Consider the following 16357-nt stretch of genomic DNA (forward strand, 5'->3'; position numbering starts at 1 on the left):
TATCTCAGGCGGCACGCTGCTCCGTGCCCTGGATGGCGGCAAGCTTCCAGTCGCTGCCGGTCTTGCGCACAAAGGTCCAGATCTCGGTGCTCTCGCTCGGCTGGCGATCGTCACCGGAAACGACATGGCCGCTGTCACGGTCGACCATTGCGTCGATTGACGAATAGCGCATGGCAAGCGTTGCATAGTCTTGACCATTCTCGCGCCAGGCTTCGGCGATATCGCCCTGCAGAAGCTTGACGTCCGAGACGCGGTTGCGCACGCCGTTTGTGGCATTCTCGCCAAGTTCTTCGGCAAGATAGGACATCGCTTCGGGCGTCGTCAGCTTGCGAAGCGTATTATAGTCCTCGGCGCCATAGGCGGTCTGCACCTTGGTCAGCAGTTCCTCGAACTGGTCGAGATCGGCCTGTGCCAGCCCGATTTCGTCGCTCGGCCGGTCGGCGCGAGGCTGCTGTTGCTGTTGATAACCCGCAGTGCCTGAGCCGATCGTCGGAATGCGAAACGACGAATTGCTGGACGAATTGCTGTTTGACGACATGTTGCTGGACATGTTGTTAAAGGATTGACCGCGGCCTCCTGCCGCACCGTAGGACGGCTGGCGGCGATTGGCGAAGAAGCGCATGGCAAGCATGACCGCGCCACCAATCAGGGCGATCTGCAGCAGCATGCCAAGAAAACCGAAGCCGCCGCCGAAGCCATGGCCGAGCAGCATGCCGAGCAGGCCGCCTGCAATCAGGCCGCCGATCATCGAACGGCCAAAGCCGCCAAAGAGGCCGCCCGGACGCTGGGCATTAAGAGGCTGCTGAGCGGTAGCGGGCGTCTGCTGGCGCGGCGTCATCGTCCGTTCCATGGGTGCGGCCGGTGCAGGCGCGGTGCGCGTGACCGGCGGCGCGTCGAATGTGCGCGTTCCGCGGCTGCCGAATCCGCCGAAACCTCCGGCGCGGCGCGCCTCGGCATCGCTATAGGCAGCAAAAACGGAAGCGCTCGTCAGAACGGCTATCGCCGCTATCTTGGCAAAACGCGAAACGGCACTCGGCATCTTATCTCCTGTCATGCACAACCACGGCATGTTTGCGATGTAATATAGGTATTCTGTTGATGATGTGAAGTTGGCGAGCCGAGTTATTGGCAGACATCGACCCATTTGGCACGGGTAAGTTCGGCCAGCCGTTCCGTCGGGATGCGCACCGCCGAGTTCGTGGAACCGGCGGCCGGCACGACTTCGTCGAAACGCTTCAGAGAAACATCGCAATAGACCGGGATCGGCGCGGGCAATCCAAAGGGGCAAACGCCCCCGACCGGATGGCCTGTAACCTCCAGGACTTCCTCCGGTCCGAGCATGCGGCCCTTGCCGCCGAAAGCATCCTTGAATTTCCGGTTGTCGAGGCGGGCAGTGCCGCTTGCAACAACCAGCATGGTTTCGTTCCCGACCCTGAGGCAGATCGTCTTGGCGATCTGCGCCGGCTCGACGCCGTGCGCTTCGGCCGCAAGTGCCACCGTCGAAGAACTTTCGGCGGTTTCGACGATTTCGATGTCAGGTGCATGTGCGCTGAAAAACGCGCGGACGGATTCGAAGCTCATGGCGTATGCTATCCAGGAAGATCGGGATTTTGAAAAAAGCCTCCGAACCGTATCCGATACTTGAGGAATTTCAATCCGATTTCGTGTATCGCTGCACTTGCCGTCCCGACGCTTTTCTGACCTTCTTTGTCGCGCGGAGAGACGTTTGAGGAGGAGACGATGCGGCGCGTCGATTGCCATATGCATTTCTGGACACTGTCGATGGAGCCCTACTATTCGCTCTGGATGTCGCCGGGTGACAAGGTGCTTTATCGCGACTACGGGCCGCGCGACGCGGTTCCGTTGATGGAGAAGAACAACGTCGAGGGCGTTGTCGTCGTATCCGCAGCGTCTTCCGTTCATGAGACCGGCTACCTTCTCGGCCTTGCCGACGGGCGGGACTTCATCAAGGGCGTCGTTGCATGGCTCGATCTTCTTGCGCCGACGGCCGCAGCCGACCTTGCCTGTTGGGCACGCTTTGCCAAGCTGAAGGGCATCCGTCCCTATCTGCAGGATCTGCCCGAAGACGATTGGATATTGAAGAAAGAGCTCGATCCGGCCGTCCGGGCCATGCTCGACCTCGGGCTCCGGTTCGACGCCTTGATCAAGCCGCGGCATATCCTCAACACGATCCGGTTCATCGAGCGCTACCCCGATCTGCCGGTGATCGTCGACCACATGGCGAAGCCTGAAATCGGAAGCGGTAGCTTCGAGCCCTGGCTGCGGGATATGGAACGCTTCCGCGATCTTCGCCATGTCCATTGCAAGATCTCCGGCATCGTGACCGAAGATGGTCCGGATTGGGCGCCGGAACGCCTTCAGCCCTATCTCGAGGCGGTCTTCGAAATCTTCGGTCCCGATCGTCTCGTTTTCGGCAGCGATTGGCCGGTCGTCAATCTGGTCGCGGACTACAGCCGCTGGATCGAAACGCTTGGCCATGCCATGACGAACCTGCCGCCCGCCGACCAGCAAAAGATCTGGGCATCGAACGGCGAGCGCTTCTACGGGCTTTGAGAGGCTCGAAGATGACGCTTATCTCGCGGTGCGATGGCTTCCCGTGCCCGGTTTGCCTCTTGCTAATCGCTCCCGTTTTCGGTACGAAAACTTGAGTATTGCAAGAAGGTTTAATCGTGACCCCACCGGCGCGGGATCGGATATGACATTTCAACCGCGGATGCAGAACAGGATCGAAGGCTTTTCCGTTGTCGGCGGGATGAACCGCCGGAATTGGAACGGCATCGTCGCAGACGTGTGGGATGTCGAGTGTGCGCCTTACGCGGGCGGCTATTATGTCGCCAGCGACCCACGGCTTTTCATTCTTCTCGACTTGCGCGGTGCAGGCAATTCCAAGGTCAAACTGGCGCCGAAGAGCAGCGGCGCAGTGCAGGATACGGCGCGGCGGCCGATCTCTTATGTTCCGGCAGGCATGGAGCTTTGGGCCGATCTCGTCGATGTGCAGTTCGTCCGGCATCTGGACGTCCATTTCGACGCTGAGATCGTCGGCCGTCGGCTAATGGAAGATATCGATCCGAAGCGCTTGAACGACGCGCAGCTGCTTTTTCACGACGAGCGCGTTCTGACGCTGGCAAATCTGATTGCCGCCGAATGCATCAATCCCGAGCCGCTGCATGATCTTTACGGCGACGGGCTTTGCCTGTCGCTGATCATCGACGTGATGAAGCTGACGAAAGCGCCAGCCCGCAAACGAAGCAAGCTTGCGAGCTGGCAGCTCCGCCGCGTCACGGAATTCATTGAACAGAATTGCCTTCGCAATATCAGGCTGGAAGAGCTTGCAAATCTCACCGGCCTGTCGCAATCGCATTTTAGCCATGCCTTCAAAGCGTCGACCGGCATTGCGCCCCACCAGTGGCAGACGAATGCGCGGCTAGACAGGGCCAAACAACTGCTTTCACGGGGCGAATTCACGCTTCCGGCGATCGCCGCCGAGACCGGCTTTTCCGATCAGGCGCATTTCACACGTGTCTTCCGCAAGAATGTGGGCACCACGCCGGCCCATTGGAAAAAGGCGCACGTTGCCTGAAAACAACGCCCTGCGAGCATTTGCGTGCAGTGCGAAAATTTGCCCAAGAACATTCAAATTCCACCGAATGTGACAATCCACACCCTTAAATTTGAGTTAAACGCTCATCTTATCAAAATGGGCATTGGCCGCGGTATTCAAAGCTTCGCGGTGCAAGTGGGGTAAACGAATATGCGTGGGCAAACCAAGGGGCTTATCTTCCAGGCGCAACTATTGACCGGTGTTGCCGCCATCGGGCTGGCGGCCGCGATGCCGGCAGGGGCGCAGGAAACAACCGAACTGAAACCGGTCGTCATCCAGGGGGAGGCAGGAAGTGGCGACTCCGAGGCAACCGCGACGAGCCCGGTGAACGGTTATGTGGCGAAGCGCTCTGCGACGGGTTCCAAGTCGGACACGCCTTTGAATGAGATACCGCAGTCTGTCTCGGTTGTCGGGGCTGAGGAAATGAACGACCGCGGTGTCGTGAACAAGGTGGATGAGGCACTGCGCTATACTCCGGGCGTGACCACTCAACCTTTCGGCACCGACGGCGACACCGACTGGTTCTACATCCGTGGCTTCGACGCGACACAGACGGGCGTCTTCCTCGATAACCTCACGCTCTTTAGTTACGGTTTCGGCGGATTCCAGCTCGATCCGTTCATGCTGGAGCGCGTCGAGGTATTGAAAGGCCCGGCGTCTGTTCTTTACGGAGGCGCCAATCCCGGCGGCATCGTCAATCTGGTCCGCAAGCGCCCCCTGGACGAGCCGCTTTTTTATACCGACATCGGCATCAACAGTAACGGCAATGCCTTCACCGGTCTCGATATCTCCGACAAGGTCGGCTCCAGCGAGACGATGACCTACCGCATCACCGGCAAGGTTGCCGGCGGTGACAATTATTCGGATTTCTCGGAGGACCTGCGCGGCTTCATCGTGCCGCAGATCACCGTCTCGCCGGATGCTTCCACCCGCTTTACCGCCTGGGCCTACCTTTCCGGTCTCGACCAAGTGCACACCGGCAACGGTTTCTTCCCTTATGTTGGCACGGTTGAGGACGCGACCTTCGGCAAGATCGACCGTGACGCTTTTTACGGCGAGCCGGATATCGACGACGGCAGCTATGTGCAGAAGATGATTGGTTACGAGTTCGAGCACGAATTCGACAACGGCGTCAAATTCTCGCAGAACTTCCGTTACGGCCACCTCGATAAGCATGAAATCGGCCCGTATCTCAACGGTTGGGTCGGCGGTGTCCCGGCTGGGCCGAACTACCTGCTCGCCCGCATCGGCTTCGAAGGCCGCTCGGCCGTCGATACTTTTGCGATCGACAACCGGCTTGAGGGCGAAGCAGAACTCGGCGGCGCGACGCACAATCTGCTCGCAGGCGTCGACTATAAATATTATAGGTTGGATCATATTCAGAAGTGGCCGACCTGGCCGATCACCGCAACGCCGATCAGCGCGACGGACCCAATCTACGGACTGCCGCAGCCGGCAAATGGCGTTGGGATCGATCAAGTCGTGACTCAGAAGCAGATCGGCGTCTATGCTCAGGACCGCATCCATTTCGGCGACGGTTGGCTGCTGACGCTCAATGGCCGCTATGACTACGTCGATACCAATTCGGATGCTGTCGTTGGAACCACCTATGCCTCGAACGATAGCGCCGTTAGCGGCCGCATAGGCCTTGCTTATGAATTCGAAAACGGTCTGACACCTTATTTCAGCGCGGCAACTTTCTTCAACCCGCTGATCGGCACCGGCGTTTCCGGGCCGCTCAAGCCGGAAGAAGGCCAGCAGTTCGAGGGTGGCATCAAATACGATCCGACGTTCATTGACGGCTCGTTGACTGCATCGCTCTTCCATATAACCAAGCGGAACAACACAGTCAGCAATCCGGTGACCTTCGCTCAGACCCAGCTCGGCAAGGTCGAGTCGCACGGCGCCGAACTCGAAGGCAAGGTGAACGTCAACGAGAACTGGAAGGCGCTCGGTTCCATCGCGTATACCGACACGGACGTCCTCGAAAATGCAGGCAACCCGGCGCTCGTCGGCAACTCGCTCTATGTCGTGCCTAAGGTTACCGCTTCGCTCTGGGTCGATTATACGCTGACGACAGGTGTCTTCGAGGGCATGAGCTTTGGCGCAGGTGTCCGCTATCAGGGCTGGTCCTGGGCAGACGAAGCCAATACCAAGAAGGTCCCCGCCGCCACGGTCTTCGATGCAGCAATCCGCTACGAGAAGGAAAACTGGGGCGCCTCTCTCAACGTCGCCAACATATTCGACAAGGAATATGTCACGGCTTGCCGAGGGCTGACGGTCTGCGGCTACGGCGATGCGCGCACGATCACCTTCAAACTCAGCAAGAAGTGGTAAGTTGACAATAGAAGTATAGTTTTGCAGGAAACGCGAGGCGGGAGGGTATTTGCCCTCCCGAATGCTTTTTTATGCGGCAGCGGAGGTTTTGATCGTGTCCACACCCTTTTTGACGATGTCGGGCATCGGCTATGCGGCGGGCGCAAGGACGATCCTTTCGGGCATCGATCTGACATTGCAGCACGGGCGCATCTACGGGCTCGTCGGACCGAACGGCTCCGGCAAGAGCACGCTCATGAAAATCATCGCTCGGCAGATCGCACCCGTCTCCGGCACACTCACGCTTGCGGGCAGAGCGGCGGCGGAATGGGGCGGCCGCGCCTTTGCGCGCAACATCGCCTATATGCCGCAATTCACGCCGGCAACCGACGGCATGACGGTGCGCGAGCTTGTTTCGCTCGGCCGCTTTCCATGGCGTGGCACGCTTGGCCGGTTCGGAAAAGTGGATCGTGATTTGGTCGATGACGCCATATCACGAACGGATCTTGATGAATTCAGCGACAGAATGGTGGCGAACATGTCCGGCGGCGAGCGCCAGCGCGCCTGGATCGCCATGATGCTGGCGCAGAACGCCCGCTGCCTGCTGCTTGACGAGCCTACCTCGGCGCTTGACCTCGCGCACCAGGCATCCGTGCTTTCGCTCGTCCAGTCGCTGAGCCATGAGCGCGGATTGAGCGTCGTGATCGTGCTGCACGACATCAACCTTGCTGCGCGCTATTGTGACGAGATCATCGCGCTCAACCGCGGGCGCATCACCGCGCAGGGAACACCGGCCGAGATCATGCACGCCGACCTGCTGCACGCGATTTTCGGCGTCGGCATGGGCGTTTTTTCGCATCCGGCACGCGGCGAACCCGTCAGCTATCTGCTGTGACGGCCATGGCGCACTTTACCCGCAGGCGGTTCATGGCGCTGACAGCTGTGCTCGCAACGCCACCTTTTGTCAGGGCGGCTGACGCGCCACGGGTGGCGACGCTTGACTGGGCGCTGCTCGAAACGCTGCTTGCAATCGGCGCAAATGTAGTTGCCGGAACCGAGCTCCGGCAGTTCCGCCAGATCGTGGTGAAGCCCGAGATTCCGGCATCTGTTTCCGACCTCGGACTGCGGGGCACACCGAATTTCGAAGTGCTGCGTTTCGCCAGACCCGACCTGATCTTCAACTCGAATTTCTATGCCTGGGCGGATGCACGCATGAGCCCGATCGCACCGGTTGAAAATCACGCGATCTACAAACCGGGCGAAGACCCATACGCACTTGCGCAGCAGACGACATTGGCAATCGGTGAACGGCTTCAGCTTGAGGCCGCAAGGCAGCTCACGGAAGAACTGGCTGCGAAACTTCAGCGCTATCGCGCCATCTTTTCTCAAGGCGACGGGCGTCCCGTCATCCCGATCAATCTCGGCGATTCGCGCCACTATCGCGTCTTCGGTTCAGACAGCATGTTCGGTGCCGTCCTGAACCGCACAGGGCTGACGAATGCCTGGCAGGGCGCGACCAGCTATTCCGCCACGGCGCCGGTCGGGATCGAGACGCTCGCCGCTATGCCGGATGCCTGGATCGTCCTGATCCCGCCGCACCCCGAAGATGCGCTGGCGACTTTGAGCGCCAGCGCCTTCTGGAACGCGCTTCCTGCCGTTCGTGAAGGCCGGGTGATGAGGCTCGGTTCCATCAACCCCTACGGCGCGCTACCGGCAGCGATGCGTTTTGCTGATCTTCTCGCGGAGGCGCTTTCCGATGCATGGAATGGCTGACCGCACGATTGCGGCATGCCAAACCCGGCAGCCGTTTGCCGCCGGTTTCGTGCTGGCGGGCCTTTGCCTTGTCGCGTTCGCGCTGCTCGTCCTGCTTCGCCCCAGGCTTCCAGACGATGAGGCAGCGCTCGACTCAATCCTGCTCTGGCAGAGCTTGATGCCACGCGCCGTGCTTTCGCTGATCGCCGGCGCTGCTCTTGGGCTTTCCGGCCTGCTGCTGCAGAGAGTTCTGCGCAACCCGATCGCCGACGCCTCGACGTTGGGTATCGCTTCCGGTGCTGAGCTGGCGCTCACGCTGGCGATGAGTTTTTCACCCCTGTTGCCGGGCATCTCGCGCGAGCTTGCGGCCTTTGCGGGCGGGCTTGCCGCCGTCGCCATCGTCCTGGCTTTGAGCTGGCGGCGCGGGCTCGATCCGGTAACCGTCGCTCTATCGGGCATGATCATCACGCTGATTGCGTCGGCCCTCAGCGTTACCGTCATCCTCGCCCGCGGCGAATATGCGATGTCGATCTACATCTGGGGTGCCGGGTCGCTCAGCCAGCAGGACTGGGACGGCGTCATTTCGCTTGCGCCGCGGCTTGCGATCGGCTTCACCGCCGCCGCCTTGCTTATTCGGCCGCTCAGAGTTTTATCGCTGGATGATACGGGAGCAAGAAGCCTCGGCGTGGCTCTCCGTGCGACGCGTTTTGCGGTGCTGGCTTTGGCGGTCTGGCTCTCGGCTTCGGTCACCGCGCGTGTAGGAATCATTGGCTTCATGGGGCTTGCCGCGCCAACGATCGCGCGCCTCGCCGGCGCGCGAACCACCGGACAAATCATGATAGCGGCGCCGCTGACGGGCGCAGGGCTGCTGTTTTTGACCGACTGCATCACGCAGCTGCTAGGCCCAGGCTTCACCGATCTTGCGCCTGCAGGAGCGGCAACGGCATTCCTCGGCGGTCCGCTGCTGCTTTACCTGCTGCCGCGCATTCATTCCTTCTCGGCGGTCGCACCTCAGTCTCCGTCTGCTTTTCGCCACATCCGCAAGCCTTCCGCCGGCTTGCTTGTGCTGCTGGTCGCACTCACGGGCGTCATTGCGCTCGCATTGATGGTGGCTCCCTCCGATGACGGGTGGCACATCGCAAGCGGCGCGCTTTTCGCGGACCTCCTGCCGTTTCGCCTGCCGCGCACGGCTGCCGCCGGCGGTGCGGGTGCGATGCTGGCGGCTGCAGGTTTCATCATGCAGCGCGTGACCGGCAATCCGATTGCCAGTCCGGAGGTATTGGGCGTCAGCGCCGGCGGCGGGGCAGGGCTCACGGTTGCCCTCTTCATTTTCGGCTTTCCGTCGCCGACCGTCATGCTGACCGCGATGGCGCTTGGTGCGTTTACCTCCTTGCTCATCATAATCGCGATTGCGGCGCGCGCGCAGTATGCTCCTGAGCGCATGCTGCTTGCCGGCATTGCCATCAGCGCCTTTTCGATGGCGGTCGTGACGATGGTCCTCGCGCAGGGCGACATGCGCGGCTACACCCTGCTGACCTGGCTTTCGGGTTCGACAAATCGGGCGGGACCGTTCGAGGCATGGATCGCCGTGGCCGCCTTGGCCGTTCTGGCAGCGCCGCTACCCTGCCTGAGCCGATGGTTGACCATCCTGCCGCTCGGCGGTTCGGCGGCTCGCGCCTTCGGCCTTTCAGCGAGCATAAGCCGCCTTGTCCTTGCAACGATCGCAGCACTCATGACGGCCATTGCTTCCTACCTCGTTGGTCCTCTCAGCCTGACGGGTCTGATGGCCCCGCATCTTGCGAGATTGATGGGCTTCCAGAAACAGGCGCATCAGCTTACGGCAAGCATCCTTATCGGTGCCGCCGTTCTGATTTTCGCCGATTGGCTCTCGCGTGTCGTCATCTATCCATATCAGGTTCCCGTAGGGCTCTTTGCCGCACTGATCGGCGGCCCGTATCTGATTTGGCTGCTCACTCGGCAGCAGGCGCATCGATGATGGCGGCATCGCTATTCGGTATGCGGGGGTGCGCCGACAGCCCAACTTGGATCAGCTCCAAATGGATGATCCAGGTAAAACACCCAGCTTCCATCGGGCAACCGGCGGTGAACTTCCATGCCATGATGATGCACTTCAGTTGGTTGGCCGTCCTCGTCAATGCCCTTGATTAACCATTGCGAACGGGTCATGGCGAAGTCTCCGGCGATCGTGGTGTGATGGGTGACCACATCCATGTGCGGCTTGAGGCCGATATAGGCAGCCATGGTTTGGCGGATGCCGTCGGCCCCGCGGGCAATCGTGGTTCCGCCGTGGACCTCATCGACCTGCACGATCGAGGCTTCTGGATGATACATTGCCGCCGCGGCTTCGACATCGCGAGCGTTGAAGGCGCGGGCGAGCCAGAGATTGCAAAGTTCGGGGGATGGAGCGCCCATGGAAAGTCTCCCTTTCATTGAATGCACTTACGCGGCTTTGCTTGGACAGCACTGGAACTTGAAGCTGCGCTGAACCACTGTAACTTTCTCATGCCGCCACCTTCATGCCTTCCGCCGCCATTGCCGCACGAACCGCCGGCCGCGCACCGACCCGGCTCATGAAGTCGCGGAGGTGGGGAAAGGCGGCAAGGTCGATCTTCGCGAATTCGGACCAGCCGACAATGGTGAAGAGATAGGCATCCGCAGCAGAAAACCGGTCGCCCATCAGAAACGGTCCGCTCCTGGCGAGATGATCCTCGGCGAATTCAAGACGCTCGGTGATCTTCGTGCGCGCCACGTCCTGCGCCTGGGTTCCATATTCAGAGTGGAACAGCCAGGGGCTGTACACCTTGTGTAGTTCGGTCGCGATGAAATTCAGCCAGGACTGCAAGCGATATCGCTCCGGCGAACCAAATGCCGGAACCAGACCGGCATCCGGCTTCAGGTCGGCAATCAACTGGACGATGGCGGTACCTTCGGTCAGCACCGAGCCGTCGTCGAGTTCTAGCGCCGGTACGTAAAGATTGGGATTGATCACAGCGAAATCCACACCCGCTTTGGTCAGGTGTGGCGTCTTGCGGATATCCACCCGCTCGAGTTCAATCGGAATTCCAGCTTCCAGGGCGACGATGTGCGGGGATAGCGCGCAGGTTCCGGGGGCGTAGTAGAGCTTCACGGCGGGTCCTTTCGGTTAATCGTCACTTCTTGTGCCGAGTGCTGTCGCGGTTCGACGAAGACCCCATGGGTCATTCGACAAGCGCAAGGATAGGCCCAGTACGAACGCAAAGCTCGTTGGAGTTTTGCCAGCCCTGCTTGCACAGTTGCAAGCGCGCGATATGTTATCGACCTCGAATGGAGGCTGGAATGGAAGACTGGAATGAACTGCGTCTCGTCCTGGCCGTGCACAGGACAGGCAGTCTCACAGCGGCGGCAAGCGTGCTCTCTATCGATCATTCGACCGTGTTTCGCCGCTTGAATGCGCTGGAAAAGAGACTTGGCGTGCGTTTGTTCGAACGCCTTCCGGGTGGATCATATCAGGTGACGCAGGCCGGTGAACGAATGGCCGCCGCTGCCGAGCGGATGGAAGACGAGACGCTTGCGCTCGATCGTGACATTGCGGGCCGCGATCACCAGCTCTCCGGCAAGCTGCGCGTCACTTCCTCCGAAACGCTTGCATACAGCATGCTGACACGGCACCTCGCTGCGTTCCGCCAAGTGCATCCGGGGATTGTCGTCGAGCTCTTGATCGATAACCGCGTGCTCAGCCTGTCCCGCCGCGAGGCCGACATCGCGCTCCGTCCGGTTCGTCCGAGAGAAGGTGACCTTTGGGGACGCAAACTCGCCGATGTCGGCTGGATGCTCTATGCATCGCCGATGGTTCTCGAGGCCATCGGGGGGCCGTTGACGCGGGCGGCGGATGCCGTCCGGCATCCGTTGATTGGCTGGGAAGAATATGTGGCCGGGATCGCTGCTGCCGACTGGCTCGGCCGTCACGCCCCGGCAGCCGCCTTTGTCTATCGCACGAGCAGTCTGGTCAATCAACTGGTAGCTGCCAAAGCCGGGATAGGCGTTGCCCTGCTTCCCTGTTATCTCGGCGACAGCCACCTTGAACTGGTGCGCGCACTCGCCGACCCCATCGCGGAACTGGCGGGCGAGCTCTGGATCGTAACCCATACCGACCTGAAGGGCACTGCTCGCGTGCGCGCGTTTTTCGATATTGTCGGTGAGGGCCTCATCCGCGAGCGCGCGGTGTTTGAAGGCAAACTAACATAGCGCGATTGCGTCCGTTCGATCACTGCACGATGACCCTGACAGTACGCATCGAGTTTTGTGCGCCGTCCCGCGGCTGCCCGGCACCTGTTGTTTCGATCGCCCGCACCTGAAGCAGGCCTCGCCCCGTTCGGCCGGCATCCAAGGCAGAAAGTAGCACTGCCAGGCAGAGCGGTTCCCAGGCGGTCATCACACCCGTGAAGGTTCCGTTGGGACCGACATCGCTATCGCCAGTCTCATGAGCATCGCTGTCTTCTGGGAATATTAAAACGGACCGGCTTTCGCCGATCCGCCCTCAATCACAATTGCGTCAGCTCTTAGGGCTGCAGGTGCGGCCAAACTTCCAGGATGCCGCGATGGATCATGTCGAGCGCGACGTAGAGGATGATCAGCAGGCCGACATAGGCGATCCAGCGGTGGCGGTTGAGCAGCCGGGCGATGATGCCCGCCGCGACGCCCATCATGGCGATCGACAGTGCAAGGCCCAGGACCAGCACTGTCGGGTGCTCGCGGGCAGCACCGGCAACCGCCAGCACGTTGTCGAGCGACATCGACACGTCGGCGATCACGATCTGGGTTGCAGCCTGCATGAAGGTCTTCTTGGGCCCGGTGGACGCAGCACCTTCCTGACCAAACTCGCCACCGTTCGCATGCTGCAAGCGAAGTTCGCGCCACATCTTCCAGCAGACCCAGAGCAGAAGCAGGCCACCGGCAAGCAGCAGGCCGACGATGCTTAAAAGCTGAACCGTCACGGATGCAAACAGAATACGCAAAACGGTGGCGGCAAGAATACCGACCAGAATGGCGTTCTTGCGCTGCACGGCGGGAAGCCCGGCTGCAGCAAGGCCAATGACGACGGCGTTGTCGCCGGCAAGAACAAGATCGATCGCGATGACTTGCAGGAGTGCAGTCAGGCCCGCAGCAGTAAAGATTTCCATGGAAACGTCCCCAGAATGCCTTCGAGAAGCGTGCTAGTGTCCCAGGAACGCCGCGTCAACCATGAATAACGCAAGGTCAAGCAAATGCGGCGTGGGAAACGTTCCTGTCCCCAAGTTTTAGGGGCGCGCGCGTCCAGGCGAATTCAGTGCTTCAACTTGATGATGATCTCCCGATATTCGTCGGCAATGGCAACCGCTGCCTTCGCAACGACCGGACTGATCGATTTGTGATCAATGGCCAGGCGGCAGGTTTCGAAGACGCCGCGCAGTTCGTGTTCAATATCGGAGAGATGCGGATACTTCTGCACCAGAAGGTGCGGCAGAACTTTAGCCTTTTGCTTCATGGGTTTGGTTTCATTGGAGAAAGCCTGTGGGTCGGCGATCACTTCCCGGATCGCATCTTCGAGACGCCAGGTTGCACCAATCATATCCGTGACTGACACCATGATATCCTCTCCTGCCGGCGCGCCATATTCCGATAGATATTAAGAGGCAATCCTTGTGCCAGATTAACCAAAAACGCGTCAGCGCTGGTGAGCGGCGGTTCGACAGGACGCATTCAAAAAGATCAGGCCGCAGGGCCTGACCTTTTTGTGCGTTATTGTTTCTTCTTCTTGGCTTCGTCGTCGACCAGTTCGTACCACATGGCGTTGAGGACGGCGAAGGCGGCTGCGAGCGGGAGCCCCAGAATCCATGCAAAATACCACATTGTTTTTCTCCTTCAGTATGCGTGGCCGCTTTTGTCCGTGACGCTCTTCTCGTCCACCTTGCCCCAGAGCACTTTGTAGACCCAGGCGGTATAGGCAAAAATGATCGGCAGGAAGATCAGCGACACGACGAGCATGATGAAGAGCGTCATATGGCTCGACGACGCGTCCCAGACGGTCAGGCTCGAGCGTGGATCGAGCGAGGAGGGCAGGATGAAGGGAAACATCGAGACGCCGACCGTCGAGATGATGCCGAAGATCGAGAGCTTGCTGAAGAGCAGGGTCGAGGCCTCCCGCCTGGCCCGCATTGCCGCAAACGCAAGTGCGGCGCCCGAAAAGCCGAACGCCGGAATGATCAGCAGCCAGGGATGGGTGCTGTAGTTCGCAAGCCATGAACCGCCATGCTCCGCGGTTTTCAAGAGCGGATTCGACGGACCGGCCGGACTGATAGGACTGGTGATGCGATAGCCATCGATGCCAAGCGCCAGGAGGAGGCCGCCGAGCGCAAAGAGCACGATAACGCAAAGGGCAGCGATGCTTCCATAGTTTCTGGCGCGCTCGGCAACGGGGCCGCCCGCCTTCAGCACCAGCCAGGATGCGCCGTGCATGACGAGCATGGCGACCGAGAGCAAGCCGCAAAGCAGCGCATATGGATTGAGAAGGCCGAAGAACGAGCCTTCATAGAAGATGCGCATGTCGTCGGCGAAACGGAAGGGAACGCCCTGCAACACATTGCCGACGGCAACGCCGAAGATCAGCGACGGCACGAAGCCGCCGATGAAGAGCGCCCAGTCCCAATTGTTGCGCCAGCGGGCGCTCTCACGCTTCGAACGGTATTTGAAGCCGACCGGGCGCAGGATGAGCGCCAAGAGGACCGCAAACATTGCAAGATAGAAGCCCGAGAAGGAAACGGCATAGAGCGGCGGCCAGGCGGCGAAGGTGGCGGCGCCGCCAACGATGAGCCAGACCTGGTTGCCTTCCCAGATCGGGCCGATCGTGTTGATCGCGACACGGCGCTCCGTGTCGGTCTTCGCGACGAAGGGCAAAAGCGTGCCGACACCCAGGTCGAAGCCGTCGGTTGCCGCAAAGCCGATCAGCAACACGCCGAGCAGCAGCCACCAGATCACACGCAGGGTTTCGTAGTCGATGAGTTCATGAAGGATCATGGCGATCACTCCGCTGCCGGTGCGAGGGTTTCGGAAATGAGGGCGGCGCCCGGCTCGTCATCCGGTTCCGGGCCTTGCCTGATCGCCTTTAGCATCAGGCTCATTTCGACGACGATCAGCGTCGTATAAAGTGCGGCAAAACCGATGATGGTGATGAGCACCGTGCTTGCCCCCAGGCTGGAGACCGCCATCGCCGTCGGCAATACCCCTTCGATGACCCAGGGCTGGCGGCCGATCTCGGCGACGATCCAGCCTGCCTCGATGGCAATCCAGGGAAGCGGTATGGCAAAGACGGCGATCTTCAAGAGCAACGGATATTTGTCGAGATGGCGGCGGGCCGACAGCCAGAAGAAGACTGCCGTCAGGACGATGAAGAACATGCCGAGCCCGACCATGATGCGGAACGACCAGAAAAGCGTCGGCACATGCGGGATCGTGTCCCGTGCAGCCTGGGCGATCTGTTCTTCCGTTGCCTGACGGGGGTCGTCGACGTAGCGCTTCAATAAAAGTGCATAGCCGAGTTGGTGGCCGAGATCCTCGAAGGAGGTGCGAACCTCCTGCGCGATGCCGTCCGGCGTCGGGGCCGAGCGGATTTGCATCAGCGCATCGTAAGCCTTGATGCCATCGCGGATACGGGTTTCGGCCTGCTTCTCCAGCTTGTCGATGCCCGGAATTTCGGTCGTCAGCGAGCGCGTGCCGATCAGGCCCATGACCCACGGGATATGGATGGCAAAATGCGTTTCGCGGGTTTGCTGATCCGGAAAGCCGAAGGCCGTGAAGGCTGCCGGCGCCGGTTCCGTCTCCCACATCGCCTCGATTGCCGCGAGCTTCATCTTCTGGTTTTCCGTCGCAAGATAACCGCTCTCGTCCCCGAGCACGACCACCGAGAGAGCCGAGGCAAGGCCGAAGGAGGCGGCAACCGTCATCGAGCGCTTGGCAAGCTCGATATGGCGGCCCTTCAAGATATACCAGGCCGAAACGCCGAGCACGAAGATCGAGGCACAGACATAACCGGCCGAGACCGTATGAACGAATTTCGCCTGCGCGACGGGATTGAAGACGACGTCGAAGAAGCTCACGATCTCCATGCGCATGGTCTGCGGATTGAGCGCCGAGCCGACCGGGTTCTGCATCCAGCCGTTGGCAATTAAAATCCACAGTGCCGAGAAGTTCGAGCCGAGCGCCACGGCCCAGGTTGCGACCAGATGCCCGACTTTCGAGAGCTTGTCCCAGCCGAAGAAGAAGAGGCCGACGAAGGTCGCTTCCAGGAAGAAGGCCATGAGCCCTTCGATTGCCAGGGGTGCGCCGAAGATGTCGCCGACATAATAGCTGTAATAGCTCCAGTTCATGCCGAACTGGAATTCCATGACGATGCCGGTAGCCACGCCCAGTGCGAAGTTGATGCCGAAGAGCGTGCCCCAGAATTTCGTCATCTGCCGCCAGATCTGGCGGCCGGTCATCACATAGGTCGTCTCCATGATCGCGAGCAGCACCGACAGACCGAGCGTCAGCGGCACGAACAGGAAGTGGTAAAGTGCCGTCAGCGCGAATTGGAAGCGCGATAGCGCGACGATATCTAGTTCCATTGTCTTTCTCCCACGGTCCCACGGGATG

16 protein-coding genes are annotated in these 16357 nt (G+C 60.3%); 7 read left to right on the plus strand and 9 right to left on the minus strand.

Going from position 1 to position 16357, the window contains the following annotated elements; all coding sequences use genetic code 11:
• Window positions 1-4 precede the first annotated feature (4 nt).
• Together BN1800_RS15275 and BN1800_RS15280 are read right to left on the minus strand one after the other, a co-directional pair.
• Window positions 5-1039: a Tim44 domain-containing protein gene (locus tag BN1800_RS15275; RefSeq protein ID WP_086998959.1), complete on the minus strand. Its 1035-nt coding sequence runs from the start codon at window positions 1037-1039 to the stop codon at window positions 5-7.
• A gap of 83 nt (window positions 1040-1122) precedes the next feature.
• A complete protein-coding gene (locus tag BN1800_RS15280) occupies window positions 1123-1581 on the minus strand; it encodes a YbaK/EbsC family protein (protein ID WP_027509602.1) in 459 nt (152 codons plus the stop codon).
• A 159-nt stretch (window positions 1582-1740) separates the two neighbouring features.
• Here BN1800_RS15280 and BN1800_RS15285 point away from each other — a divergent pair, with 159 nt between their 5' ends.
• The 6 genes from BN1800_RS15285 to fhuB all read left to right on the plus strand — a co-directional run bounded on the left by BN1800_RS15285 (window position 1741) and on the right by fhuB (window position 9686).
• Window positions 1741-2574, plus strand: coding sequence for an amidohydrolase family protein (locus BN1800_RS15285; RefSeq protein ID WP_086998962.1), 834 nt, complete (start codon window positions 1741-1743; stop codon window positions 2572-2574).
• Window positions 2575-2716: 142 nt separating this feature from the next.
• Window positions 2717-3601, plus strand: a complete 885-nt coding sequence (locus BN1800_RS15290; protein WP_086998965.1) for a helix-turn-helix domain-containing protein — start codon at window positions 2717-2719, stop codon at window positions 3599-3601.
• Between the two features lie 171 nt (window positions 3602-3772).
• Window positions 3773-5959: a TonB-dependent siderophore receptor gene (locus BN1800_RS15295; protein WP_086998968.1), complete on the plus strand. Its 2187-nt coding sequence runs from the start codon at window positions 3773-3775 to the stop codon at window positions 5957-5959.
• Between the two features lie 115 nt (window positions 5960-6074).
• Window positions 6075-6833 (plus strand): ABC transporter ATP-binding protein, encoded by a 759-nt coding sequence (locus BN1800_RS15300; RefSeq protein WP_425299018.1) that lies wholly within the window; start codon window positions 6075-6077, stop codon window positions 6831-6833.
• Window positions 6834-6838: 5 nt separating this feature from the next.
• Complete coding sequence (locus BN1800_RS15305) at window positions 6839-7711, plus strand: ABC transporter substrate-binding protein (RefSeq protein ID WP_086998971.1); 873 nt, start codon at window positions 6839-6841, stop codon at window positions 7709-7711.
• Complete coding sequence (fhuB, locus tag BN1800_RS15310; protein ID WP_483251925.1) at window positions 7695-9686, plus strand: Fe(3+)-hydroxamate ABC transporter permease FhuB; 1992 nt, start codon at window positions 7695-7697, stop codon at window positions 9684-9686. The genes BN1800_RS15305 and fhuB overlap by 17 nt, the downstream gene beginning before the upstream one ends.
• 11 nt (window positions 9687-9697) lie before the next feature.
• On the opposite strand, the gene BN1800_RS15315 is transcribed toward fhuB, so the two are convergent.
• Both BN1800_RS15315 and gstA read right to left on the minus strand, forming a co-directional pair.
• Window positions 9698-10123, minus strand: coding sequence for a YybH family protein (locus tag BN1800_RS15315; RefSeq protein WP_179213798.1), 426 nt, complete (start codon window positions 10121-10123; stop codon window positions 9698-9700).
• Window positions 10124-10211: 88 nt separating this feature from the next.
• Window positions 10212-10838 carry a glutathione transferase GstA gene (gstA, locus tag BN1800_RS15320; protein ID WP_086998980.1) on the minus strand — a complete coding sequence of 209 codons (627 nt, stop codon included), beginning with the start codon at window positions 10836-10838 and terminating at the stop codon, window positions 10212-10214.
• Between the two features lie 188 nt (window positions 10839-11026).
• On the opposite strand from gstA, the gene BN1800_RS15325 reads away from it, so the two are divergent.
• Window positions 11027-11935, plus strand: a complete 909-nt coding sequence (locus BN1800_RS15325) for a LysR family transcriptional regulator (protein ID WP_086998984.1) — start codon at window positions 11027-11029, stop codon at window positions 11933-11935.
• A gap of 314 nt (window positions 11936-12249) precedes the next feature.
• Here the strand turns inward: BN1800_RS15325 and BN1800_RS15330 are convergent, their stop codons facing one another.
• From BN1800_RS15330 to BN1800_RS15350, 5 genes are all read right to left on the minus strand, one after another.
• Window positions 12250-12870: a TerC family protein gene (locus BN1800_RS15330; protein ID WP_086998986.1), complete on the minus strand. Its 621-nt coding sequence runs from the start codon at window positions 12868-12870 to the stop codon at window positions 12250-12252.
• A 143-nt stretch (window positions 12871-13013) separates the two neighbouring features.
• On the minus strand, window positions 13014-13316 hold the full coding sequence (locus BN1800_RS15335) for a hypothetical protein (protein ID WP_027509612.1): 303 nt from the start codon (window positions 13314-13316) through the stop codon (window positions 13014-13016).
• Window positions 13317-13468: 152 nt separating this feature from the next.
• Window positions 13469-13579 carry a cytochrome bd-I oxidase subunit CydX gene (gene cydX, locus BN1800_RS15340; protein WP_027509613.1) on the minus strand — a complete coding sequence of 37 codons (111 nt, stop codon included), beginning with the start codon at window positions 13577-13579 and terminating at the stop codon, window positions 13469-13471.
• A gap of 12 nt (window positions 13580-13591) precedes the next feature.
• Window positions 13592-14743 carry a cytochrome d ubiquinol oxidase subunit II gene (cydB, locus tag BN1800_RS15345; RefSeq protein WP_027509614.1) on the minus strand — a complete coding sequence of 384 codons (1152 nt, stop codon included), beginning with the start codon at window positions 14741-14743 and terminating at the stop codon, window positions 13592-13594.
• 5 nt (window positions 14744-14748) lie between these two features.
• Window positions 14749-16329, minus strand: coding sequence for a cytochrome ubiquinol oxidase subunit I (locus BN1800_RS15350; protein WP_086998992.1), 1581 nt, complete (start codon window positions 16327-16329; stop codon window positions 14749-14751).
• Between the last annotated feature and the right edge of the window lie 28 nt (window positions 16330-16357).

Source organism: Rhizobium sullae (genome assembly GCF_900169785.1).
GTDB classification, from domain to species: domain Bacteria; phylum Pseudomonadota; class Alphaproteobacteria; order Rhizobiales; family Rhizobiaceae; genus Rhizobium; species Rhizobium sullae.